The sequence below is a fragment of the Bacillus sp. FJAT-45066 genome, from assembly GCF_002335755.1.
GTDB classification, from domain to species: Bacteria; Bacillota; Bacilli; order Bacillales; family Bacillaceae_I; genus Bacillus_CD; species Bacillus_CD alkalisoli.
On record NZ_NISQ01000001.1, the window covers coordinates 229,786 to 254,030 of the forward strand.

The 24,245-nt window shown below is 35.7% G+C and carries 20 protein-coding genes and 1 riboswitch; of the genes, 19 read left to right on the forward strand and 1 reads right to left on the reverse strand.

Going from position 1 to position 24,245, the window contains the following annotated elements:
- The first annotated feature begins 20 nt into the window (after positions 1-20).
- The 16 genes from CDZ92_RS01135 to CDZ92_RS01210 all read left to right on the forward strand — a co-directional run bounded on the left by CDZ92_RS01135 (position 21) and on the right by CDZ92_RS01210 (position 19,647).
- Positions 21-2,381 carry an endonuclease MutS2 gene (locus CDZ92_RS01135; RefSeq protein WP_096153068.1) on the forward strand — a complete coding sequence of 787 codons (2,361 nt, stop codon included), beginning with the start codon at positions 21-23 and terminating at the stop codon, positions 2,379-2,381.
- 12 nt (positions 2,382-2,393) lie between these two features.
- On the forward strand, positions 2,394-2,801 hold the full coding sequence (locus CDZ92_RS01140) for a DUF350 domain-containing protein (RefSeq protein ID WP_096153070.1): 408 nt from the start codon (positions 2,394-2,396) through the stop codon (positions 2,799-2,801).
- A 128-nt stretch (positions 2,802-2,929) separates the two neighbouring features.
- Positions 2,930-3,622 carry a DUF1538 domain-containing protein gene (locus tag CDZ92_RS01145; RefSeq protein WP_096153072.1) on the forward strand — a complete coding sequence of 231 codons (693 nt, stop codon included), beginning with the start codon at positions 2,930-2,932 and terminating at the stop codon, positions 3,620-3,622.
- A complete protein-coding gene (locus tag CDZ92_RS01150; protein ID WP_227521443.1) occupies positions 3,619-4,365 on the forward strand; it encodes a DUF1538 domain-containing protein in 747 nt (248 codons plus the stop codon). Before CDZ92_RS01145 ends, CDZ92_RS01150 begins: the two co-directional genes overlap by 4 nt.
- Entirely contained in the window at positions 4,343-5,050 is a 708-nt protein-coding gene (locus CDZ92_RS01155; protein WP_227521444.1) for a P-II family nitrogen regulator, read from the forward strand. The genes CDZ92_RS01150 and CDZ92_RS01155 overlap by 23 nt, the downstream gene beginning before the upstream one ends.
- 195 nt (positions 5,051-5,245) lie before the next feature.
- Positions 5,246-6,931 (forward strand): long-chain-fatty-acid--CoA ligase, encoded by a 1,686-nt coding sequence (locus tag CDZ92_RS01160; RefSeq protein ID WP_096153076.1) that lies wholly within the window; start codon positions 5,246-5,248, stop codon positions 6,929-6,931.
- Between the two features lie 182 nt (positions 6,932-7,113).
- A complete protein-coding gene (locus CDZ92_RS01165) occupies positions 7,114-7,701 on the forward strand; it encodes a TetR/AcrR family transcriptional regulator (protein WP_096153078.1) in 588 nt (195 codons plus the stop codon).
- A 118-nt stretch (positions 7,702-7,819) separates the two neighbouring features.
- Positions 7,820-8,593: an enoyl-CoA hydratase gene (locus CDZ92_RS01170; RefSeq protein ID WP_096153080.1), complete on the forward strand. Its 774-nt coding sequence runs from the start codon at positions 7,820-7,822 to the stop codon at positions 8,591-8,593.
- A 179-nt stretch (positions 8,594-8,772) separates the two neighbouring features.
- Positions 8,773-9,546 carry an electron transfer flavoprotein subunit beta/FixA family protein gene (locus CDZ92_RS01175; RefSeq protein WP_096153081.1) on the forward strand — a complete coding sequence of 258 codons (774 nt, stop codon included), beginning with the start codon at positions 8,773-8,775 and terminating at the stop codon, positions 9,544-9,546.
- A 79-nt stretch (positions 9,547-9,625) separates the two neighbouring features.
- Positions 9,626-10,603 carry an electron transfer flavoprotein subunit alpha/FixB family protein gene (locus tag CDZ92_RS01180; protein ID WP_096153083.1) on the forward strand — a complete coding sequence of 326 codons (978 nt, stop codon included), beginning with the start codon at positions 9,626-9,628 and terminating at the stop codon, positions 10,601-10,603.
- Positions 10,604-11,110: 507 nt separating this feature from the next.
- On the forward strand, positions 11,111-12,229 hold the full coding sequence (locus CDZ92_RS01185; protein ID WP_096153084.1) for a Fe(3+) ABC transporter substrate-binding protein: 1,119 nt from the start codon (positions 11,111-11,113) through the stop codon (positions 12,227-12,229).
- Between the two features lie 166 nt (positions 12,230-12,395).
- The gene (locus tag CDZ92_RS01190; protein WP_227521445.1) at positions 12,396-14,033 is read left to right on the forward strand and encodes an ABC transporter permease; all 1,638 of its coding nucleotides are present in this window, start codon (positions 12,396-12,398) and stop codon (positions 14,031-14,033) included.
- A gap of 276 nt (positions 14,034-14,309) precedes the next feature.
- The gene (locus tag CDZ92_RS01195; RefSeq protein ID WP_096153088.1) at positions 14,310-15,368 is read left to right on the forward strand and encodes an ABC transporter ATP-binding protein; all 1,059 of its coding nucleotides are present in this window, start codon (positions 14,310-14,312) and stop codon (positions 15,366-15,368) included.
- Between the two features lie 220 nt (positions 15,369-15,588).
- Complete coding sequence (trxA, locus tag CDZ92_RS01200) at positions 15,589-15,903, forward strand: thioredoxin (RefSeq protein ID WP_096153090.1); 315 nt, start codon at positions 15,589-15,591, stop codon at positions 15,901-15,903.
- Positions 15,904-16,246: 343 nt separating this feature from the next.
- On the forward strand, positions 16,247-18,025 hold the full coding sequence (gene uvrC, locus CDZ92_RS01205) for an excinuclease ABC subunit UvrC (protein WP_096153092.1): 1,779 nt from the start codon (positions 16,247-16,249) through the stop codon (positions 18,023-18,025).
- A gap of 67 nt (positions 18,026-18,092) precedes the next feature.
- Positions 18,093-18,275: riboswitch (Lysine riboswitch) on the forward strand.
- 133 nt (positions 18,276-18,408) lie between these two features.
- The gene (locus CDZ92_RS01210; protein ID WP_096153093.1) at positions 18,409-19,647 is read left to right on the forward strand and encodes an aspartate kinase; all 1,239 of its coding nucleotides are present in this window, start codon (positions 18,409-18,411) and stop codon (positions 19,645-19,647) included.
- Positions 19,648-20,215: 568 nt separating this feature from the next.
- On the opposite strand, the gene CDZ92_RS01215 is transcribed toward CDZ92_RS01210, so the two are convergent.
- Positions 20,216-20,641, reverse strand: a complete 426-nt coding sequence (locus CDZ92_RS01215; protein WP_096153095.1) for a YslB family protein — start codon at positions 20,639-20,641, stop codon at positions 20,216-20,218.
- Between the two features lie 355 nt (positions 20,642-20,996).
- Here CDZ92_RS01215 and CDZ92_RS01220 point away from each other — a divergent pair, with 355 nt between their 5' ends.
- Genes CDZ92_RS01220 through sdhB form a run of 3 tightly spaced genes read left to right on the forward strand, consistent with a single transcriptional unit; the run spans position 20,997 to position 24,167 of the window.
- Positions 20,997-21,605 (forward strand): succinate dehydrogenase cytochrome b558 subunit, encoded by a 609-nt coding sequence (locus tag CDZ92_RS01220; RefSeq protein WP_096153097.1) that lies wholly within the window; start codon positions 20,997-20,999, stop codon positions 21,603-21,605.
- A gap of 38 nt (positions 21,606-21,643) precedes the next feature.
- A complete protein-coding gene (gene sdhA / locus CDZ92_RS01225; RefSeq protein WP_096153098.1) occupies positions 21,644-23,392 on the forward strand; it encodes a succinate dehydrogenase flavoprotein subunit in 1,749 nt (582 codons plus the stop codon).
- A 13-nt stretch (positions 23,393-23,405) separates the two neighbouring features.
- Positions 23,406-24,167 (forward strand): succinate dehydrogenase iron-sulfur subunit, encoded by a 762-nt coding sequence (sdhB, locus tag CDZ92_RS01230; RefSeq protein ID WP_176483826.1) that lies wholly within the window; start codon positions 23,406-23,408, stop codon positions 24,165-24,167.
- Positions 24,168-24,245 lie beyond the last annotated feature (78 nt).

Here is a 24,245-nt window from a genome sequence, read left to right on the forward strand (position 1 = left end):
CGAAGAAGGGAGTTTGTCTCGTGCAACCTAGAACATTAAAAGTATTAGAGTTTGAAAAGATAAAAGAAACGTTAAAATCATTCGCGGCCTCTTCTCTTGGAAAAGAAAAAGCAGAGCAGCTTAAACCCTCTACAAATGTAGAAGAAGTAAAAAATAATCAACTACAAACGGATGAAGCAGCTACAATATTACGTTTAAAAGGGGAAGTTCCACTAGGTGGAATTTCAGATGTTAGACCACATATAAAGCGAGCAGAAATCGGAGGAGTATTAAATACACAAGAATTAAACGAAATTGCAGGAACGATTTATGCAACGCGTCAGTTAAAAAAGTTTCTTGAATCATTACAAGCTGCGGAAATTGCTGTGCCATTTTTAGAGCAACTTATTGAAGAGATGGTCGCTATTCCAGAACTAGAGCGAGAAATTAAAAACAGTATAGACGAGTATGGAGAAGTACTAGATGGAGCGAGTGATAAATTACGTGGTATTCGTCAACAATTACGTTCGACTGAATCCCGTATTCGTGAAAAACTAGACAGTTTAACACGTTCTGCTAATGCACAAAAAATGTTATCTGATGCCATCGTTACGATTCGTAATGATCGTTTCGTTATTCCTGTAAAGCAAGAGTATCGCGGTGCTTACGGGGGAATTGTTCACGATCAATCAGCTTCCGGTGCGACTCTTTTCATTGAGCCACAGCAAGTGTTAGAACTAAACAACACGCTTCAAGAAGCAAAAGTGAAAGAAAAGATGGAGATAGAGAGGATCTTACGCGAGCTTTCTATACAAGTAGCAGAACATGCACAAGAACTACGAGATAATGTTTATTCACTTGCTGAAATTGACTTTATGTTTACGAAAGCCAAATATGGAAAATCCATTAAAGGCTCCATGCCAAAAATAAATGAAGAGCGCTATATGCGATTAATACAAGCTAGACACCCACTAATTCCAGTAGATGAAGTTGTGCCAAATGATATTGTACTTGGTAACGATTATACTTCTATCGTTATTACTGGCCCAAACACTGGTGGTAAAACGGTAACGTTAAAAACAATTGGATTAGTTACGTTAATGGCTCAATCAGGTTTACAAATTCCAGCCCAAGACGGTTCCGAAATTGGTGTGTTTCATGCTGTATACGCAGATATCGGTGATGAGCAATCCATTGAACAAAGCTTAAGTACGTTCTCCTCACACATGGTAAACATCGTAGATATATTACAAAAAGTAGACCATGAATGTTTAGTATTGTTTGATGAACTTGGAGCAGGAACTGACCCTCAAGAAGGAGCAGCACTTGCTATATCTATTCTGGATGAAGTGTATAGTGTAGGGGCAACTGTTGTCGCAACTACACACTATCCAGAGCTAAAAGCATATGGATATAATCGTCCTGGTGTCGTGAATGCTAGTGTGGAATTTGACATCGAGACGTTAAGCCCAACATATAGGCTATTAATCGGTGTCCCAGGTCGTAGTAACGCATTCGAAATATCCAAAAGACTAGGCTTAAAAGACAATGTAATACAACACGCAAAGACGTTTGTAAGTGATGAAAGTAATAAAGTGGAAAACATGATTGCTTCACTCGAGGATAGTCAAAAGCGAGCAGAAAAAGAGTGGAAAGAAGCAGAACAAATTCGTAAAGATGCTGCAAAGCTACACGAAGAACTCCAAAAGCAAATAGTTGAATATAACGAAAAACGAGACAAACTTTATGAAAAAGCTGCTAGTAAAGCAGAAGATTTGGTAGAAGAGGCAAAAAAAGAAGCAGAAGGTATTATTCGAGACCTGCGAAGAATGCGACTAGAACAACATGCTAACGTAAAAGAACATGAATTAATTGACGCGAAAAAACGTCTTGAAGGTGCCATACCAAACATTCCTGCATCCCAAACGAAGAAAAAGAATGAGACAAAACAAAATCAAAAACTTGAGCCAGGTGATGAAGTAAAAGTGTTAACTGTAAATTCAACTGGTCACTTAATAGAGCGCGTGAATGCAAAAGAATGGCAAGTTCAAATTGGTATTTTAAAAATGAAAGTGAAAGAAAAGGACATGGAATATGTAAGTAGGCCGAAACCTATCGAGAAAAAACCACTTGCAACGGTTAGAGGTAAAGACTATCACGTAAATTTAGAATTAGATTTACGAGGTGAAAGATTTGAAGATGCGCTTATGAGGGTAGAAAAATATATAGACGATGCTCTACTTGCTGGTTATCCTCGTGTGTCAATTATCCATGGTAAAGGTACAGGGGCATTACGCACTGGGGTACAAAACTATCTGAAAAACCATCGGTCTGTCAAAAACTTCAAATATGGAGAGGCTTCAGAAGGTGGACTAGGTGTTACAATCGTTGAATTAAAGTAAGGGGGATAAAGTATGCAAGGCTTTTGGGAGAATGAAGCGATCCGAACAGCAGCCAATTTTAGCGTAGTCGTATTATGTAGCATCGTATTTTTAGCAATTTTTGAGCTAGTAACAAAATATAAAAATTGGGAAGAAATAAAAAACGGTAACTTGGCAGTAGCAATGGCGACAGGTGGTAAGTTATTAGGGATAGCCAATATCTTCAGGTTCTCTATAAGTGATCATGATACGCTAGTTACAATGATTGGTTGGGGAGCCTTAGGGTTTCTTTTACTGCTATCTGCATACTTTATCTTTGAATTTTTTACACCTAAATTTAACGTGGACGAAGAGTTGAAAAATGATAATAGAGCAGTTGGTTTTATATCGTTCATCATTTCATTCGGATTATCATTCGTCATAGGTGCAAGCATTGGGTAAGGAGTGAAAAAAAGATGGAAACATTAGCGAAAGTATTAATTGGTCTTTGTGTCGTTTTTGTATTGATAGGGGTAATATACTTAGCTCTTAATTAGATTAAATAACCTATAAAAAGATAGGGGGTTCATATGGAAGAAATAAAAGAGTCAATATTAGAAGTAGTGTTTGCCGTATTGCCTATTACTGTCCTCATTATTATTTTACAGTTTACATTAATCTGGCTTCCGATGGATGAGTTTCTCAAATTTATAGCAGGGACGATTATGGTTTCCTTAGGGCTTATTTTTTTTCTAATTGGAGTAAATATTGGTCTTTTGCCCGTAGGAGAATTGATTGGAGCAACTTTGCCTAAGACTAAGAAGTTATGGCTAATTATATTATTCGGATTCATATTAGGATTTGTTGTAACGGTGGCAGAACCAGACGTAAGAGTACTTTCTTCCCAAGTGGACCAAGTTTCAAATGGTGAAATATCCTCTAATGTACTAATATATTCTGTTGCACTAGGAGTAGGGTTCTTTGTTGGAATCTCTATGCTTAATTCTTTCTTAAATATCCCTATTAAATTTTTATTAGTTGGAAGCTATAGCCTTGTTTTTTTACTAGCTTTTTTTATTCCGAGAGAATTTATACCTATCTCATTTGATGCAGGGGGAGTAACCACCGGTCCAATGACAGTACCATTTATACTCGCACTAGGTATTGGAGTTGCCTCTGTTTTAAGTAGAAAAAAATCATCCACTGACGGATTCGGTATTGTTGCTTTAGCGTCTATTGGTCCTATTATAGCTGTGATGATATTAGGGGTGTTATTTCAATGATGGTAGTGTTTGAAGGATTCTCTCACGTTTTGTTAGAAGTAACTTTTGCTCTAGTACCACTAATTATTTTCTTCTTGTTTTTTCAACTAGTTTATTTAAAACTACCTATGAAAAAATTAATGAATATTGGTGTAGGAATAATCTTTACGTATATTGGATTAGCATTATTTTTGCAAGGTGTTCATGTCGGATTTCTCCCAATTGGTGAAATGATGGGAGAAAAACTAGGTTCTCTATCTAATAAATGGATTCTTTTACCTGTTGGTTTTGCCTTAGGATTTGTCGCTACTTTTGCAGAGCCGGCAGTAAGAATTTTAAATAAAGAAGTAGAAAAAGTATCTGGTGGATATATACCACAAAAAGTCCTACTTTATACGTTATCAATTGGAGTTGGGGTTTCTATTGCATTATCAATGTGGAGAATAATTGCAGGTATCCCACTATTATATTTTGTTATTCCTGGTTATTTAATTGCACTTGTTATGGTGTTTTTCTCCACGAATACATTTACTTCTGTTGCTTTTGATTCAGGTGGAGTAGCAACTGGTCCTATGACTGTAACATTTATTTTAGCACTAGCAGTTGGTGTTGCTTCTGTAACGGAAGGAAGAGATCCACTTATGGATGGATTTGGTTTAATCGCTTTAGTAGCCTTGGCGCCAATCATTTCTGTTATGACACTTGGATTACTTTATGGCAGAAAGGAGAAGGGGAAGAAACGTGAAGCTAAATCTAATGCATAAACTCATAGTTACTATTGTTAAGAAAGGGAACGCCAAAGTAGTCATTAATGCATCTAAAAAAGCAGGTGCAGAAGGTGGAACTGTTCTTTACGGTAGAGGATTTGGTATAAATGAAAAAGATAAATTTTTCGGGATCATTCCATTAACACATGCGAAAGAAATTGTCCTAACAATGGTACCGACAAAAGACTATATCAATGTATTAAAAGCAATAGAAAATGAAGCAGAATTAAAAATAGTAGGTAAGGGAATGAGCTTTGCTATTAATCTGCAAAGCATATTAGGAGCTTGTCACTTAGACGAAGTAGAAGAGTTAAAAGGATCAGAGGAAAGTGGTGATTCGATGAATAAACAAGATTATGACTTAATTATAACAATTGTGAATAAAGGTGATTCAGAAAATGTCGTGGAAGCTTCTAAACGTGTAGGTGCAGAAGGTGGCACAATATTAACTGGAAGAGGTACTGGTATTCACGAACAAGCAAAACTATTTAATATACAAATAGAGCCTGAGAAAGAGATTGTCTTAACTTTAATTAAAAAAGAAATCTGTAAGAACGTACTACAAGCTATCACAGAAGAAGTGAAACTAAACGAGCCAGGACGAGGAATTGCTTTCGTGTTAGATGTAGAAAGAGTCGTTGGTATTAATCATTTATTAAAAAACAGTGAAATGGATCAATAATATATTTTTAAGTGTAATCCGTTCTTCGTAAAAGAGAACGGATTTTTTGTACGAAGATAATACAGTATTTAAATTTTAATAATATTCAAAAAAATGTTATAATTTTATCAGTATTCTTGATATACTAGAACAAACTAGTTAGGCCAATTGTAGTAGTACAGGTTTAACTAAGGAAAATAGAAGGAGGGAGCAAAAGTGGAAGCTACAAATAAGCCTTGGTTGGCGCACTATCCTAACGAAATACCTCAAGAGATTGACTTCGACGAAAAAACTCTACAGTCTTATTTGAAAGATGCCGCAATAGAACATCCAGAAAAAACATCAATACAGTTTATGGGCAAGAAATTAACGTATCAACAATTGTACGAACAATCATTAAAGTTTGCTAACTACTTACAGGACCTAGGAATAACAAAGGGAGATAGGGTAGCTATAATGTTACCAAACTGTCCGCAAGCTGTGATTAGTTACTATGGTGCTCTTTTTGCTGGTGCGATTGTAGTCCAAACGAATCCGTTATATACGGAACGTGAAATTGAATATCAGTTAAATGATTCTGGATCAACAGTAATTATCACGCTTGATATTTTGTATCCAAGAGTATCTAAAGTGAAAGCGTTAACAAAGTTAAAAGATATTATTATAACTGGAATAAAAGATTACTTACCATTCCCTAAAAACTTAGTTTATCCGTTTATTCAAAAGAAGCAATATGGAATAGTGGTAAAAGTGGAACATAGCGGAGAAAATCATTTGTTTACGGAAATTATGAAAAGTAGCACAGCGCAAGAAGTGGATGTACAGGTTGATCCTAAAGAAGACTTAGCCTTATTGCAATATACGGGAGGCACAACTGGTTTTCCGAAAGGTGTTATGCTCACCCATTATAACTTAGTGTCGAACACCATTATGTGTTCAAAATGGATGTATCGTTGTAAACGTGGCGAGGAAAAAGTAATTGGTATTTTACCATTTTTCCATGTGTATGGCATGACAACCGTAATGAACTTATCCATTATGAATGCATTCGAGATGGTATTGTTACCTAAATTTGATCCTGAAACAACTTTAAAAACGATTCAAAAAGAAAAGCCAACATTATTCCCAGGTGCACCGACGATTTATATTGCCCTACTCAACCATCCAGATATTAAAAAATATGATTTATCTTCTATTGATTCGTGTATAAGTGGGTCTGCTCCTTTACCTGTAGAAGTGCAAGAAAAGTTTGAGGAAGTGACAGGTGGTAAACTAGTTGAAGGTTACGGTTTAACAGAAGCATCTCCAGTCACACATGCAAATTTCTTATGGGAAGAAAGAGTTTCAGGTAGCGTTGGTTTACCTTGGCCAAATACAGAATCTATTGTACTATCCATGGAAAAGGGGGAGCAAGCTGAAGTTGGTGAAATCGGAGAAATTGCAGTACGCGGACCACAAGTAATGAAAGGTTATTGGAATCGACCAGAAGAGACGGATGCAGTTTTAAAAGATGGCTGGCTTTTAACAGGTGACTTAGGATATATGGATGAAAGAGGTTATTTTTACGTAGTTGACCGAAAGAAAGATATGATTATAGCAGGTGGATTCAATATTTATCCTCGTGAAATAGAAGAAGTTTTATATGAGCATGAAGCAGTTCTCGAAGTAGTAGCTGCAGGTGTACCAGATCCATACCGTGGAGAAACAGTAAAAGCGTATATAGTAAAAAAAGAAGGCGCTACTGTTACCGAAGAGGAACTTGACAAATTTGCTCGTAAACATTTAGCAGCATATAAAGTTCCTAGAATATACGAATTCAGAGACGAACTGCCAAAAACAGCGGTAGGAAAAATATTAAGGCGATCATTGGTAGAGGAAGAAAAAGAAAAAATAGCAAAATAAGTCCTCTGATGATGGAGACATCATCACTCTTTTTTCACTAAAGGTGGACAAGTTCATTGTGACATTTTCTGTAGCCAGCATATAAAGTATTTGGTAATATATTAATTGACAGAAGGAACACTGTGCAGTATTATAAAATTATGAATGATGATTCATTCATTTAATTTGAAGGGATGAAGAAAGTGAAGCAGCAAAAACCTAAATATAAACAAATCATAGATGCTGCGGTAATTGTCATTGCAGAAAATGGCTATCATCAAGCACAAGTATCGAAAATAGCAAAACAAGCTGGAGTTGCAGACGGTACGATTTATTTGTATTTTAAAAATAAAGAAGATATATTAATATCCCTTTTTAATGAAAAAATGGGCTATTTTATCGAAAAGATTCAAGAAGAAATTGCAGATAAAACATCTGCAAAAGAGAAACTGTTAACTTTAGTAGAAAAACATTTCTCAATGATTGCCGCTGACAAACATTTAGCGATTGTAACGCAAATTGAGTTAAGACAATCCAATAAAGAACTGAGAATGAAAATAAACGAAGTGTTGAAAGACTATTTAGTCGTTGTAGATACTGTCTTACAAGATGGTATTAATAATGGTGAACTTCGTGAAAACTTAGATGTTCGCTTAGCACGCCAAATGATTTTTGGAACAATGGATGAAACCATTACTACATGGGTAATGAATGATCAAAAATATGATTTAACGAAACTTGTTCCAAAAGTACACGATATGTTCATACACGGTCTATGCACTTCTAAGTAATTTTCCGAATAAATTTTTAAACATTCCACGAGTAAGAGTACAAACTTTTGCTCGTGGTTCATGTTATAATAAAGCTGAGTTTCATATTTTTACATAGTACATATCAGGGGGGATGGGAATGGATTATTTTCAACTAAGAGAAGAGAACCACGTCGCAGTCATTACAATCAACCGTGCACCAGCTAATGCTTTATCCTCTTTAGTTTTGAAAGAGCTTACATTGCTGTTAGATAAAGTAGAAAAAAATGATGAAGTGCGAACTGTACTTCTGCACGGTGAAGGCAGATTCTTCTCTGCAGGAGCTGATATTAAGGAATTCACAACTGTGAAAACAGGTGAAGAATTCTCGAAGTTAGCGAAGTTTGGACAAGATTTATTCGAAAGAATGGAGAACTTCTCCAAACCAATCATTGCCGCTATTCACGGAGCAGCTCTTGGTGGTGGACTTGAGCTTGCGATGGGTTGTCATATTCGATTAGTTTCGAAAACGGCTAAACTAGGTTTGCCAGAGTTACAACTTGGACTAATCCCTGGATTTGCCGGTACTCAACGTTTACCAAGATTAATAGGTTCTGCGAAAGCTTTTGAATTATTATTTACTAGTGAACCAATCACGGGTGAAGAAGCAGTTCAATGGGGATTAGCGAACAAGGCGTTTGATGAAGAGGTGCTCTTTGAGGAAGCGTTAAAAATGGCGAAAAAAATCGCTACAAAAAGCCCAATCTCACTTGCAGCGGTTATTGACCTAGGACGATATGCAAAAGATTCTTCTTTTTACGAAGGGGTAGAAAAAGAAGCAAATTACTTTGGAACTGTTTTTACTTCGGAAGATGGAAAAGAAGGTATTCAAGCATTTTTAGAAAAAAGAGCTCCAGTGTTTAAAGGAAAATAATATTTTTTTATCTTAAAATATCTGAATCTTACTAATAGAGTGACTTTCATAATGTTCAATTACTATACGAAAAACGAACAATCCCCAGAAAATTTAAATGGTAAGTAAATAAAATACGAACATATAAGATGAATGTAATATAGCTCAAAAAACTTAATGTTAAAACAGGAGGTAAAGTTATGAATATTTACGTATTATTGAAAAGAACATTCGATACAGAAGAAAAAATCACTGTTTCAAATGGTGCTATTAACGAAGATGGAGCAGAATTCATTATTAACCCTTATGATGAGTATGCAGTAGAGGAAGCAATTCGCGTACGTGACGCTCACGGCGGAGAAATTACAGTTCTTACAGTAGGTACAGAAGATGCAGAAAAAGAACTACGTACTGCTTTAGCGATGGGTGCTGATAAAGCTGTACTTATTAATACAGAAGACGATGTAGAAAACGGTGATCAATTCACAACATCTAGAATTTTAGCAGAGTACCTAAAAGATAAAGATGCAGACTTAATCATTGGTGGAAATGTAGCAATTGATGGTGGTTCTGGTCAAGTTGGTCCGCGTGTGGCAGAACTTTTAGATATTCCTTACGTAACAACGATTACGAAGTTAGACATTGACGGAACAAACGTAACAATCGTTCGTGATGTGGAAGGAGATTCTGAAGTTATAGAAACAACATTACCTTTATTAGTAACGGCGCAACAAGGTTTAAACGATCCTCGTTATCCTTCATTACCTGGAATTATGAAGGCGAAAAAGAAACCTCTAGATGAGTTAGAACTAGATGATCTAGATCTAGAAGAAGACGATGTGGAAGCAAAAACAAAAACATTAGAAATCTATTTACCACCACAAAAAGAAGCAGGAAGAGTTTTACAAGGTGATCTTCAAGACCAAGTAAAAGAACTTGTAACTGCATTAAGAAACGAAGCAAAAGTAATCTAATAGTTACAGCTGTTAGCTAAAGCATTAATCAAATCTAACAGCTAACGCATAACAGCTCAACAACAAGGAGGAGAAAATTATGGCAAGAAAAGTTTTGGTACTAGGAGAAACTCGTGACGGTTCATTACGTAACGTATCATTTGAAGCAATTGCTGCTGGTAAAACAGTTGCAGAAGGTGGAGAAGTTGTAGCTGTATTAGTTGGAGATAGTGTTTCCTCTTTAGCTAATGAACTAATTACTTATGGAGCAGATCGCGTTGTAACGGTAGAACATGCTAACTTAAAAACATACACGTCAGATGGTTATTCACAAGCATTAATGGCGGTAATTGACGCTGAAAAACCAGAAGGATTAATATTCGGTCATACTGCTCTTGGAAAAGATTTATCTCCAAAGATTGCAAGTAAGTTAAGTGCAGGTCTTGTATCAGATTCAACTAGTGTAGAAGAAGTTGGCGGAAACATCGTTTTCACTCGTCCAATCTTCTCTGGTAAAGCATTTGAAAAGAAAATTGTAACAAGCGAAATAATATTTGCTACAATCCGTCCAAACAACATCGCTGTTTTAGAGAAAGATGATGCTAGAACAGGTGAAGTTTCTTCATTAGATGTGGATGTGAAAGATTTACGCACAGTAATTAAAGAAGTTGTACGAAAAGCTACAGAAGGTGTAGACTTATCTGAAGCGAAAGTAGTAGTAGCAGGTGGACGAGGTGTAAAGAGCGAAGAAGGGTTCGAACCTTTAAAAGAGCTTGCGGATGTTTTAGGCGCTGCTGTTGGTGCTTCACGTGGAGCATGTGATGCAGAATACTGTGATTACTCCTTACAAATTGGGCAAACAGGTAAAGTTGTAACGCCAGACCTTTATATCGCTTGCGGTATTTCAGGTGCAATTCAACATTTAGCTGGTATGTCTAACTCAAAAATCATCGTAGCAATCAATAAAGATCCAGAAGCAAACATTTTCAAAGTTGCGGACTACGGAATTGTAGGCGACCTATTCGAAGTAGTACCAATGTTAACAGAAGAATTCAAAAAATTATTAGTTACGAACTGAGTACCTCTCATTATGTATGACTACTATAACGAAAAACGAACTTTACAATATTATTCCTTCTAAGATTGCAATCTAAACTTGAATTTCGTCCTAGTGTTATTAGCGAAAATTTTGTTTTTCAATAAAGTGAATGTAATTATGAAATTCACTCAACTAAATAATGATAAAAAAAGCAAGAAGGTTATCCTTCTTGCTTTTTTTAATGGGCTTGAATAGGGGAAATATATGGGGAAGTTATTGAATTTGAAATGTTCACGTTGAGGGAATTTTAGATTAAAAAGGGATTAAACAATCCCTAAATTAATTGAAAAGTAACAAAATATGCGAAAAGAGGCTTAAATTAAGACTAAAAGCAAAACCTATACGAAAAGATTCAAAAAAAATGAAAAAATCTCATTGACAATGATTATCATTACTAATATAATAATCATTGTGGGTGATGTTGATAATCATTATCAATGAAAAACAACAAATAAAACTACATAATTTAAATTGGGGGAAATAAAAATGAATATTTCAGTTAGAAAAATCTTATTCTTTGCAGTCTTGTCTTTCTTACTAGTTTTCACATCAGCTTGTGGACAGAATGCAACAGAAAACAATGCTCAAGGGAATCAAGATGTAGCAGATGAAAGCGGCAACAACGAAGAAGTTAAAGAAGAAGAAAAAGATCCAGGTGTTGTAAATCTATACACTAGTCGTCACTATGATTCTGACAGAGAGCTTTACGACCTATTTACTGAACAAACAGGTATTACAGTAAATGTAATTGAAGGTAAAGGTGACGAACTAATAGAGCGTATTAACATAGAAGGTGCAAATACAGAAGCGGATGTGTTTATTACTGCAGATGCTGGTAACTTACACGTAGCAAAAGAAGATGGACTATTTCAAGCAATTGAGAGTGAGACTTTATTTAACAATATTCCTGAAAAATTACGAGATGTAGATAATACATGGTTTGGATTAACAAAAAGAGCACGTGTAATTGTTTATGCAAAAGATCGTGTTGATCCTTCAGAACTTTCTACTTATGAAGCATTAACTGAGCCAGAGTGGAAAGGAAGAGTATTAGTACGTTCCTCTGAAAATATGTATAATAAATCAATTTTAGCATCTTTCATTGAACTAATGGGGCCAGAGGCAGCTGAACAATGGGCTGCTGGTATTAATGAAAACATGGCTAGAACTCCTCAAGGTGGAGATACAGACCAAGCGATTGCTGTTGTTGCTGGCGAAGGCGACATAGCAATCATGAACACATATTATGTAGGGCGTTTATTAAATTCAGAAGACCCTGCTGATGTAAAAATTGGAGAAGCAGTTGGAGTATTCTTCCCTAACCAAGAAACAACAGGAACACATGTTAACATTAGTGGAGCTGCTGTAACAAAGCATGCTAAAAATAAAGAAAATGCAATTAAGTTCTTAGAGTTTTTATCTAGTGAAGAAGCACAAGGTAAGTTTGCAGAAGGTAATAATGAATATCCAGCGAACCCTAATGTTGAATGGTCAGAAACTGTTAAGGCATGGGGAGAATTCAAAGAACAAGATATTGAGTTATCTGTTTTAGGAAAAAATCAACAGGAAGCAATCAGAATCTTTGACAGAATTGGCTGGAAATAATATTAATATTAAGTACCGGTGCACATAGTGGCCGGTATTTTTCTTTTTCTATAAGTTGCTATTTCTTTAGATATGCGATTTCTGTATAATATATTTTAGAGCGTATTAGTAGTTTCATTGATTAATAGGTCATTATTAAATGAGTGCAAACAAGGATGTGTCTAGGTTGGGATTTTTACAAAGAAGTAGAAAGCATTTTGATGTTTGGGCAATCTTGAGTATTTTTTTTATTTCTATTATTATAATCCCAAATATCTTAATAGGTATTAATTTTTTTTCAGAGGCAACGGAAAATTGGCAACATATTAAAGATTATCTACTTAAAAATTATATAACTAATACTGTTGTATTAATAATATTTACTGCTTCTTTTACAATGATTATTGGTACAAGTCTTGCGTGGTTAATTTCGAATTATCACTTTCCATTAAGAAAATTTTTTCGATGGGGGTTAATTTTACCATTAGCAATTCCCGCTTATATTGGAGCTTACACATACAATGGAATATTAAATTACACTGGTGTTATTCAATCAACGTTAAGAAATACGTTTGATATTCATGTCACTAGTCAAAAGTATTTTAATATTATGAATATACCGGGAGCCATTTTCATTTTTACCATCTTTTTATATCCTTATGTTTATGTAATTACAAAAGGGTTCCTTGAAAAACAATCAGCAGCTTTATTCGAGAATAGTAGAATATTAGGCGGTGGACCTTTTAAAACGTTCTTTCGTGCAGGATTACCATTATCACGTGCAGCGATTACAGGCGGAGTGGTGCTAGTTATTCTTGAGGTTTTAAATGATTATGGTGTAGTAAGCTATTTCGGAATTCAAACGTTCAGTACTGCTATTTTCAGAACGTGGTACGGAATGAAGGATCTTGACTCAGCTTTAAAGCTAGCAGGTATATTAATGGTTATCGTAATTTTTGTGTTAGTTTTAGAAAGGTTAGCAAGAGGAAAGAAACAGTATAGTTATACTTCTGCGAATATTAGACCGATTGAACCTCAAATTTTAAAAGGATATAAAGGTTGGTTAGTATCTGCTTATTGTGCACTAATTTTTGGAGTGGCTTTTCTAATTCCAGTGTTTCAACTTACTCGTTGGAGCGTTATGACGTTTGAAAAAATTTGGAGTGCTGAATTTATATCATTAATTTTCAATTCTGTTTTTGTAGCAACTATCGCTTCCATAATTATTGTAATAATTGCATTGATTGTAGGCAACTATACACGTTTACACAAAGGTTTGATGCCAAAAGTTTTTTCAAGAATTATAACACTAGGTTACTCGATTCCGGGGGCAGCAATTGCTATAGCAGTTATCACTTTATTTATGTCAATAGATGGATTTTTGGCGTCTGTTACTAACTTTTTTAATATGAACACTCCAATTGTATTACGTACAACATTAGTGATGCTTGTTTCTGCTTATATCATCCGCTTCATGGCGGTAGGGTATAATGCGATTGAAGCGGGTTACGAAAAAATTGGTACTAGCTTTACGGAAGCCTCTAGAAGCCTTGGAATGTCTACAGTAAAAACTTTTTATAAAGTAGATGTGCCAATGTTAAAGGGACCTCTATTTGGTGGGTTTATCCTTGTTTTTGTGGATATTCTAAAAGAGCTTCCTTTAACACTTTTCTTACAACCATTTAATTTTTCAACACTTGCAACACAGGCATACAGATATGCGAGTGATGAAATGGTGCAAGAAGCGGCGTTAGCTTCAATGTTAATCATAATAGTAAGCGGATTGTGTATTTTTTACTTCCATAAAATACTGGATAATAAATAGGGTATGACTATCTAATTTGTAACTTTAAAATGTAAAATATAATTAACAAGGCTGCCTAGAAGTGCTTTCTGGCAGTCCTTTTCTATGTTAAGAAACTCTATCATATGCGTTTGTATTTAATCTAAATTTTCCTTATAAAACTACAAAATTTACACAATATTAAAACGATATTAATTTTACTTCATTGACGAAAAAAAATAGCCTATGCTATAATTAATACTGAAAATCATTATCATTGAATATATATATACAGAAATTTTAAGAGGGGGGCAAATCATGAGTTTTATACAATTACATCAAGTAACAAAATATTTTCATAATTCCAAGCAACCAGCAGTGAATTCCCTCGACTTATCAATAAATGAAGGTGAAATTATTACATTACTTGGCCCTAGTGGATGTGGAAAAACAACAACATTGAGAATGTTAGCGGGTTTTGAACAACCATCTACTGGTACAATTAGAGTTGGCAATGAGATAGTGTATGATCACCGTCGTTCACTTCCACCGGAAAAACGCGGAATTGGAATGGTTTTTCAAGATTACGCACTTTTCCCACATTTAACAATAGAAAAAAATGTAGCATTTGGCTTAAATAAATATAAATCAAAAGAAAAGAAAGAACGTGTACAAGAAGTATTAGAGTTAGTTGGTCTGGCTGACTATGCAAAGAGAGTTCCAAGTGAATTATCTGGTGGACAACAACAACGTGTAGCTCTTGCTAGAGCACTTGCACCGAAACCATTAGTAGTACTGATGGATGAGCCATTTAGTAATCTAGATGCGGGACTTAGAGAAAGAATGCGTTTTGACATTACAAACATTTTACGTAAAGCTAATACAACTGCAATTATCGTTACACATGATCAAAAAGATGCTTTCGCTGTTTCTGACCGTGTTGTAGTCATGAAAGATGGAGAAATTCAACAAGTTGCTTCACCACGCGAAATGTATCGTTGTCCGAAAAATTGCTTTGTTGCACAATTTGTAGGAAAAACGAACCTATTAACAGGAAAACTAGACCAAGACTTAAAGCATGTTCAAACTCATATAGGTAAGGTTTGTCTACCTGTAGCTACTGAAAAATCAATGGATGAAGTGAAAATCTCTATTCGTCCAGAAGGTTGTAGGCTTGTAGAAGAAGGAAAAGGACGTTATTTTGGCGTAGTGGAACGAGTTACCTATAGCGGAGAGTATCAAGAGTTATATATAAGACTTCGTTCAGATATAAATGAAGAGCCTATGGTCTTATACGCACCTGTAAATCAAGATATTGAAATTGGAGCTGTAGTATCATTTGATATTCAATCCGAATTAGTGGCATTAGTGGACTGAAATTAACCTTTGCACATAAAAAACCTCATACAGAGGTTTTTTATTCTTTTATGGATGATTAAATATTCACAGGAAAAACTAATTCATGAAGCATATAATTAGTAACTTTCTTTACGAAATGCTATACTTTTCGTATGTAGTAAGAAGAAAGTTTTTCCAAGTAAATTAAAAGCTTGCTTCATCCTACGTTATATTCAACGTATATTAGGAGGTATTTGAATTGGCAATTTTAAACGTAACAGACCAAAACTTTAAGCAAGAAACTGGCGAAGGTGTAGTCTTAGTAGACTTCTGGGCACCTTGGTGTGGACCTTGTAAAATGATCGCACCTGTATTAGAAGAGTTAGATGCAGACATGGGTGACAAAGTGAAGATCGCGAAAGTTGACGTTGATGAAAACCAAGAAACAGCTGGTCAATTCGGCGTTATGAGTATCCCAACTTTATTAGTATTAAAAAATGGTGAAGTTGTAGATAAAACAGTTGGTTTCCAACCGAAAGAAGCTCTAGCTGAATTATTAAACAAACACCTATAATAAACACGAAAAAAGCCTAGCCTATGCTAGGCTTTTTTCATTTCTTTCGTTTTTCTTGGGAATATACGGAAGTGAAGTTGCTGTTCACTGTAGTAGGAGACTCCTGCGGAGAAGTGCATCAAGGTAGACCCACAGGCGCATGCTCCGAGGAGGATCCCGAGACCACCCGCGGATAGCGAGTACTACAGCGAACAGCAACGATTAGTATCCAATACTTTATGCTTAGGTTTTAAAAAATTTCTTGGGAAATTATGTCGAACTCGGGAAGAGTTGAATGCTTCTTTTTAAAAGAAATTATGATAAAATATCGTTATGCAAAATCGAGAAGAACGGGGGGATAAGAGTGAACACATTAATTAAAGAAAAATTAGCCGTATTACCCGACCAACCAGGCTGTTATTTAATGAAAGACGAACAAGGTACTATTATATATGTTGGTAAAGCCAAAGTGTTAAAAAATCGTGTTCGATCTTATTTCACGGGCTCTCATGATGGAAAAACATTAAGACTAGTCAATGAGATAGTTGACTTTGAATATATCGTCACCTCTTCTAATATTGAAGCACTTATATTAGAACTTAATTTAATAAAAAAACATAGTCCTAAATATAACGTCATGTTAAAAGATGACAAACGATATCCGTTTATTAAAATCACATCAGATCGCCATCCTAGATTAATAATTACTAGGAAAGTTCAAAAAGATAAAGGGAAATATTTTGGCCCATATCCAAATGTACAAGCTGCAAATGAAACAAAAAAATTATTAGATAGAATTTATCCTTTAAGAAAATGCTCTACTCTACCAGATAGAGTTTGTTTGTATTTTCATATGGGACAGTGCTTAGCACCATGTGTTGAAACAGTAACAGAAACAACAAACAAACAAATTGTAGACGAGATTGTTCGATTTTTAAATGGTGGTTATAAAGAAATTAAACAAGAACTAACAGAAAAGATGACAACTGCAGCTGAACAACTAGATTTTGAGCGAGCAAAAGAATTTCGAGATCAAATATTACACATAGAAGCAACAATGGAAAAGCAAAAAATGGAGATGAATGATTTTGTAGATAGAGATGTATTTGGCTATGCGGTTGATAAAGGTTGGATGTGTGTTCAAGTTTTCTTTATTCGACAAGGGAAACTTATTGAGCGTGAAGCTTCTTTGTTTCCGATATACAATGAACCTGAAGAAGACTTCTTAACTTTCATTGGCCAATTTTATGATAAAGCAAGCCATTTCGTACCAAAAGAAATCTATTTACCATCTACAATTGAAATAGAATTAGTAGAAAAGTTATTAGATACAAAAATATATCTGCCTCAACGAGGAAAGAAAAAACAGTTAGTCACTTTAGCAGAAAAAAATGCGAACGTTGCATTAAAAGAAAAATTCACATTAATAGAACGAGATGAAAATAGAACGATTAAAGCAGTTGAAAATATTGGTGCAAAGCTCGGTATTAAAGCTCCATTACGCATTGAAGCTTTTGATAACTCGAATATTCAAGGTACAGATGCAGTTTCGGCAATGGTAGTATTTATTGATGGAAAGCCTAATAAGAAAGATTATCGAAAATATAAAATTAAAACAGTAAAAGGACCTGATGATTACGAATCGATGAGAGAAGTCGTTAGAAGGCGATATTCGAGAGCGTTGAAAGAGGGATTGGCACTTCCTAATCTTATCATTATTGATGGTGGTAAAGGGCATATCCAAGCAGTGAAAGATGTATTAGAGAATGAGTTGAATTTGTTTATTCCACTTGCAGGTTTATCGAAAGATGAAAAACATCGAACGAGTGAACTTATTTCAGGCGATAATTTCGAATTGGTGAGATTAGATAGAAATAGCCAAGAATTTTATTTACTACAACGAATACAAGATGAAGTGCACCGCTTTGCTATCACTTTTCACCGCCAACTCCGATCTAAGTCCGTTTTTCAATCTTCTTTAGATGGGATTGAGGGTGTTGGTGAGAAGCGGAAAAAAGCATTATTGAAACATTTTGGGTCCATTACAAAAATAAAAGAAGCTTCTATAGAAGAGTTACAAAAAGCGGGAGTCCCATTAAAAGCAGCAGAAAATATTTTCCAACACTTAAGAAATGAAAATTAAGAATTGTAACTTCTTTCATAGTTTGATATACTTTGTATGAATTTCATAATGTACAAACTTCAATCTGAAGTAAGATAGAGGTGCGAACTCAATGAGTATGTAGCGGGAGAAGTAAGAGCTTCTGAGAACGTTACAAAAAGGGGAGATTCGCCGAAGTAAAAAATGACTCTTAACTTTTTTTGCTGGTTCTGCGTTTAAGAAATGTAGGACTGTCAGGTAGGTTTAATCTACTTGGAGGGCTATCTCAAGTGCGTGAACGGTTATTTTTATTTAATCTATCACAGCAATGAGAATTAGCTCATTGCTGTTTTTTTATTGCGAAAATTTAGCTTCCCTGTCTAACATTATGAAAAAAATTTAGTAAATAGAAAAGGATGAATAGCATGTCAATCATTGTACAAAAGTTTGGTGGAACTTCTGTTGGATCAGTAGAACGCATCCAAAATGTTGCAGAAAAAGTAATTAATGAAGTGAAAAATGGTCACCAAGTAGTAGTAGTAGTATCTGCGATGGGTAAAACAACAGATCAATTAGTGAAACTTGCGTCAGAAATAAATGCTGAGCCAAGTAAACGTGATATGGACATGTTACTTTCTACTGGAGAGCAAATTACTATTTCATTACTTTCAATGGCGCTACAAGTAAAAGGTTATGAAGCTGTATCGCTGACTGGATGGCAAGCGGGTATCCGTACAGAGCCCGTACACGGAAACGCAAGAATTACGGATATAGAAACGGATAATGTTATAGAGCATTTAAATAATGGAAAAGTCGTTATTGTTGCAGGATTCCAAGGGATTACTTCTAATAATGAAATTACAACGCTAGGTCGTGGCGGTTCAGATACATCAGCGGTTGCTTTAGCAGCAGCATTGAAAGCTAGGAAGTGTGATATTTATACAGATGTTACTGGCGTTTTTACGACTGATCCACGATATGTAGAATCAGCCCGTAAACTACCATCAATTTCCTACGATGAAATGTTAGAATTAGCAAATTTAGGTGCAGGCGTACTTCATCCTCGCGCAGTGGAGTTTGCGAAAAACTATGGGGTAAAGCTTGTTGTTCGTTCAAGTATGGAAAATGAAGAAGGTACAATTATTGAGGAGGAAGTTTCAATGGAAAAGAGTTTAGTAATTAGAGGGATTGCGTTTGAAGATCAAATAACGAGAGTGACAGTTTGTGGATTACCTAATGAATTACACACATTATCAACTATTTTTACAACGCTTGCAAAACACGGAATAAATGTAGATATTATTATTCAATCTATTCTAGATAAAGATACAACAAACATTTCTTTCTCTGTAAAAACGAATGATGTGAAGGGAACAGTGGATGTGTTAGAAAACTATCGTGAGCATTTAGCCTTTACACATATTGAACAAGAGAGTAACTTAGCTAAAGTATCTATTGTAGGCTCTGGCATGATCTCCAACCCTGGTGTTGCAGCTGAAATGTTCCAGGTGTTAGCTACAGAAGGTATTCATGTGAAGATGGTTAGTACGTCAGAAATTAAAGTATCTACAGTTGTAGATGAAGAGAAAATGCTAAATGCAGTTGAAGCATTACACGTAGCGTTTGAATTAGGAGAAGGTGCGGTAGAAGAATTAAAGGCCTAATTAATAGGTTTTGTAAGGTGCGAGATTGAAGACATCACGATGAAGCTCATTTTCAACTTGATAAGGCTGACGAAGTTCATTTCGCTCAAGAAAAAAAGAGAAAATGAACTTGATAATGCCGATGAAGTTCATTTTGCTCAAAGAAAAAAGAGAAAATGAACTTGATAAGGCTGATGAAGTTCATTTTGATCAAGGAAAAATGAGAAAGTGAACTTGATAAGGCTGATGTAGTTAAATTAGCCTCAGAATAAAGAGCCAACTTGATAAGCTCGATGAAGTTCAACTAGCCCCAGAGCCAGATGAACTTCATAAGCCCGATGAAGTTCAACTAGCCACATAAAAAAGAGCCAGATGAACTTCATAAGCTCGATGAAGTTCAACTAGCCCCAGAAAAAAGAGTCAGATGAACTTCATAAGGCTGATGAAGTTCAACTAGCCCAAGAAAAAAGCAAAAGATGAACTTCATATACAAGATCAATAACAATAGAAAAAAACTGCCCAGAATCTTATAAAAATCCTGGGCAGCTCTTTTCTTTAACCTATCTGACTCCGTAATAACCTATAATAACTACTTATCCCACTGAACCGTAATAACTCTTTTATTTTTCTTTTTTATTTCTTCTATAGCTTCCGTTGTTTTATCTTTCATGCGCTGTATTTGCTCGGCAATGAATCCTGCTTCTAATTGGAAGGATGCATCTTTATTTACATCACATCTTCTAGCAACATATCCACCTTCTAACACAAACGTCATTTCATATTTCTTTTCATCCTGAATATGTAAATTTCCCCAACCTGCTTCATCGAAAAAGGAAATAATTTCATCTATAGTAGATAAAGGGAACTTTCTTGCTAGTTGTTTACCAGACCAATACATCAACTGGGCATGATCTTTGCCGAATACTTCTGGAAGTAATACTTCACGCAATAATTCGTATCCAAAGGCGGGCACTTTAACTTTTTCTACTGTTTCGTTTATTGATTCATTACTCATAAATAATTCCCCACTTTCTTTTCACCAATCATTATTATATACCATTCCCACTAATTTCAGAAATGAAGCAATGGAATGATTTCATTCTAGTAAAATATTATTTCCCTAGCTTATCGATGTAAGTTAATAAAAGATTTTATAAAATTACAATTTATGCCCACCTTTCCTTGACGCTCGGTATACATGGGAGTAAAATAAAACTTGTCGAAGAATTGTCGATAAATATGCAAAGGCTTTCATTTTATCGAAAATTTAAACAAGGATGGGCAGAGATTGAGAAGTTTTTCACTATAATAGTGAAACGGAATCTTACTAACATCTAATCTATTTTTTACACGAAAAAGGGGGTACAGAAATGGCTCAAAATAATGAATTCTTATTAAGAAGACTCCATTCACTACTAGGGGTAATTCCTGTGGGACTCTTCCTAATTCAGCATTTAGTTATTAACTACTTTGCTACAAGAGGGCCAGAAGCTTTTAACAACGCGGCACACTTTATGGAAAACTTGCCGTTTCGTTACGTTTTAGAAATTTTTGTAATTGCACTTCCTATTTTATTCCATGCTATTTACGGATTATACATTGCATTCACTGCGAAAAACAATGTAAGTAAATATGGCTATGTACGTAACTGGATGTTCGCATTACAACGTATCACTGGAGTTATTACATTAATATTTGTTGTATGGCACGTATGGGAAACGAGAATTGCTGCTGCACTTGGAGCAGATGTTAACTACAATATGATGGCTGAGATTTTAGCTTCTCCAGCTATGTTCTGGTTCTATATTGTTGGTGTAATTGCAACGATTTTCCACTTTGCAAATGGCTTATGGTCATTCTTAGTAAGCTGGGGTATTACTGTAACTCCTCGTTCTCAAATGATTGCTACTTACGTAACGATTGGTATTTTCTTTGCCCTTTCTTACGTTGGAGTAAGAGCATTACTAGCATTCGTATAATACGCAACTAGCATTAGAAAAAGGAGTGAGTTACCAAGATGAGTAAAAAAGTTATTGTTGTCGGCGGTGGACTTGCTGGTTTAATGGCGACTATAAAAGTAGCAGAAGCTGGCGTTCCTGTAGATTTATTTTCATTAGTTCCAGTAAAACGTTCTCACTCAGTGTGTGCCCAAGGTGGAATTAACGGGGCGGTAAACACGAAAGGTGAAGGAGATTCTCCTCTTGAACACTTTGATGATTCCGTATACGGTGGAGACTTTTTAGCTAACCAACCACCTGTAAAAGCAATGTGTGAAGCTGCACCTGGAATTATTCACTTATTAGACCGTATGGGAGTTATGTTTAACCGTACTCCAGAAGGATTACTAGATTTCCGTCGTTTCGGAGGTACACAACATCACCGTACAGCATTCGCTGGAGCTACGACTGGTCAACAGTTACTTTATGCACTAGACGAGCAAGTACGTCGTCATGAAGTTTCTGGTTTAGTAACAAAGTATGAAGGTTGGGAATTTTTAGGTTCTATCATTGATGATGAAGGAATTTGTCGTGGAGTTGTTGCACAAAACTTAACATCAATGGAAATCGTATCATTCCCTGCAGACGCTGTTATTATGGCAACAGGTGGACCTGGTATTATCTTTGGTAAGTCTACAAACTCTGTTATTAATACAGGGGCAGCAGCTTCCATCGTATATCAACAAGGTGCATACTATGCAAACGGAGAATTCATTCAAATTCACCCAACAGCAATTCCTGGAGACGACAAGTTACGTCTAATGAGTGAAAGTGCTCGTGGTGAAGGTGGACGTGTTTGGACATATAAAGACGGTAAACCTTGGTACTTCCTAGAGGAAAAATATCCTGCATACGGAAACCTAGTACCACGTGATATCGCAACTCGTGAAATTTTTGATGTGTGTGTTAACCAAAAGTTAGGTATTAACGGCGAAAACATGGTTTACTTAGATCTTTCTCATAAAGATCCGAAAGAACTAGACATTAAACTTGGTGGTATTATCGAGATTTATGAAAAGTTCATGGGTGATGACCCACGTAAAGTACCAATGAAAATCTTCCCAGCGGTTCACTATTCTATGGGTGGAATTTGGGTTGACTATGATCAAATGACAAACATTCCTGGATTATTCGCAGCAGGTGAGTGTGATTACTCCCAACATGGTGCAAACCGTTTAGGTGCTAACTCATTACTTTCTGCTATTTATGGTGGTATGGTAGCTGGACCTAAAGCTGTTGAATATATGAAGGGCTTAGAAAAGTCTGCTGATTCTTTATCTTCTTCCCTATTCGATCGTTATGTAAAAGAAGAAGAAGCAAAATGGAACAACATCATGAGCATGAATGGTACAGAAAATGCTTATGTACTTCATAAAGAGCTTGGTGAGTGGATGACGGATAACGTAACTGTTGTACGTTACAACGACAAGCTATTAAAAACAGATGAGAAAATCGTAGAGTTATTAGAGCGTTATGAAAACATCAATATTAACGATACTGCAAGATGGAGCAACCAAGGAGCGGCGTTCACTCGTCAATTATCCCACATGTTACAACTTGCTCGTGTTATTACAATTGGTGCTTACAACCGTAACGAAAGCCGTGGAGCTCACTATAAACCAGAATTCCCAGATCGTAACGATGAAGAGTTCTTAAAGACTACAATGGCTAAATTTACTGGCGCTAAATCTGCTCCAGCATTCCATTATGAGGATGTAGATACGTCACTAATTCCGCCACGTAAGCGTGACTACACAAAGAAAAAATAGGGGGGAAATAATGATGGCTACAGAAACAATGGTTACTTTTATCATTGAGCGTCAAGATGGTCCAGATGGTAAAACATATGAAGAAACATTTAATTTACCTTATCGACCAAATATGAACGTAATTTCTGCATTAATGGAGATTCGTCGTAATCCAGTGAACGCAGATGGTAAAGAAACAACACCAATCAACTGGGATATGAACTGTTTAGAAGAAGTTTGTGGAGCATGTTCTATGGTTATCAACGGAAAGCCTCGTCAGTCTTGTACGGCGCTTGTTGATCAATTAGAGCAACCAATCAGACTTCAACCGATGAAGACATTCCCAGTAGTACGTGACTTACAAGTTGATAGAAGTCGTATGTTTGATTCTTTGAAAAAGGTTAAAGCATGGATTCCTATCGATGGAACGTATGATCTTGGACCTGGACCTCGTATGCCAGAGAAAAAGCGTCAATGGGCTTATGAACTTTCTAAATGTATGACGTGTGGAGTATGTTTAGAAGCATGTCCAAATGTGAACAGCAAATCTGACTTCATCGGACCTGCTCCATTATCTCAAGTTCGTCTATTCAACGCACATCCAACTGGTGCAATGAATAAAGGTGAACGTTTAAATGCGATTATGGGTGATGGTGGGTTAGCTAACTGTGGTAACTCCCAAAACTGTGTTCAATCATGTCCAAAAGGTATTCCTTTAACTACATCGATTGCTGCACTAAACCGTGATACTACTTTCCAAATGTTCCGTAACTTCTTCGGAAGTGACGAAGTTTAATACTATTATAAAACGCCTCTATATGAAGAGGCGTTTTATTCTATCTATTTCCTCACAGAATACTACCTCAATGAACCT

Coding starts and splice junctions, on each gene's coding strand:
- CDZ92_RS01140 (WP_096153070.1), top strand. CDS start 2,394: ATGCAAGGCTTTTGGGAGAATGAAGCGATCCGAACAGCAGCCAATTTT.
- CDZ92_RS01185 (WP_096153084.1), top strand. CDS start 11,111: ATGAATATTTCAGTTAGAAAAATCTTATTCTTTGCAGTCTTGTCTTTC.
- CDZ92_RS01180 (WP_096153083.1), top strand. CDS start 9,626: ATGGCAAGAAAAGTTTTGGTACTAGGAGAAACTCGTGACGGTTCATTA.
- sdhB (WP_176483826.1), top strand. CDS start 23,406: ATGGCTACAGAAACAATGGTTACTTTTATCATTGAGCGTCAAGATGGT.
- CDZ92_RS01215 (WP_096153095.1), bottom strand. CDS start 20,641: ATGAGTAATGAATCAATAAACGAAACAGTAGAAAAAGTTAAAGTGCCC.
- CDZ92_RS01195 (WP_096153088.1), top strand. CDS start 14,310: ATGAGTTTTATACAATTACATCAAGTAACAAAATATTTTCATAATTCC.
- CDZ92_RS01145 (WP_096153072.1), top strand. CDS start 2,930: ATGGAAGAAATAAAAGAGTCAATATTAGAAGTAGTGTTTGCCGTATTG.
- CDZ92_RS01175 (WP_096153081.1), top strand. CDS start 8,773: ATGAATATTTACGTATTATTGAAAAGAACATTCGATACAGAAGAAAAA.
- CDZ92_RS01150 (WP_227521443.1), top strand. CDS start 3,619: ATGATGGTAGTGTTTGAAGGATTCTCTCACGTTTTGTTAGAAGTAACT.
- CDZ92_RS01170 (WP_096153080.1), top strand. CDS start 7,820: ATGGATTATTTTCAACTAAGAGAAGAGAACCACGTCGCAGTCATTACA.
- CDZ92_RS01210 (WP_096153093.1), top strand. CDS start 18,409: ATGTCAATCATTGTACAAAAGTTTGGTGGAACTTCTGTTGGATCAGTA.
- sdhA (WP_096153098.1), top strand. CDS start 21,644: ATGAGTAAAAAAGTTATTGTTGTCGGCGGTGGACTTGCTGGTTTAATG.
- CDZ92_RS01220 (WP_096153097.1), top strand. CDS start 20,997: ATGGCTCAAAATAATGAATTCTTATTAAGAAGACTCCATTCACTACTA.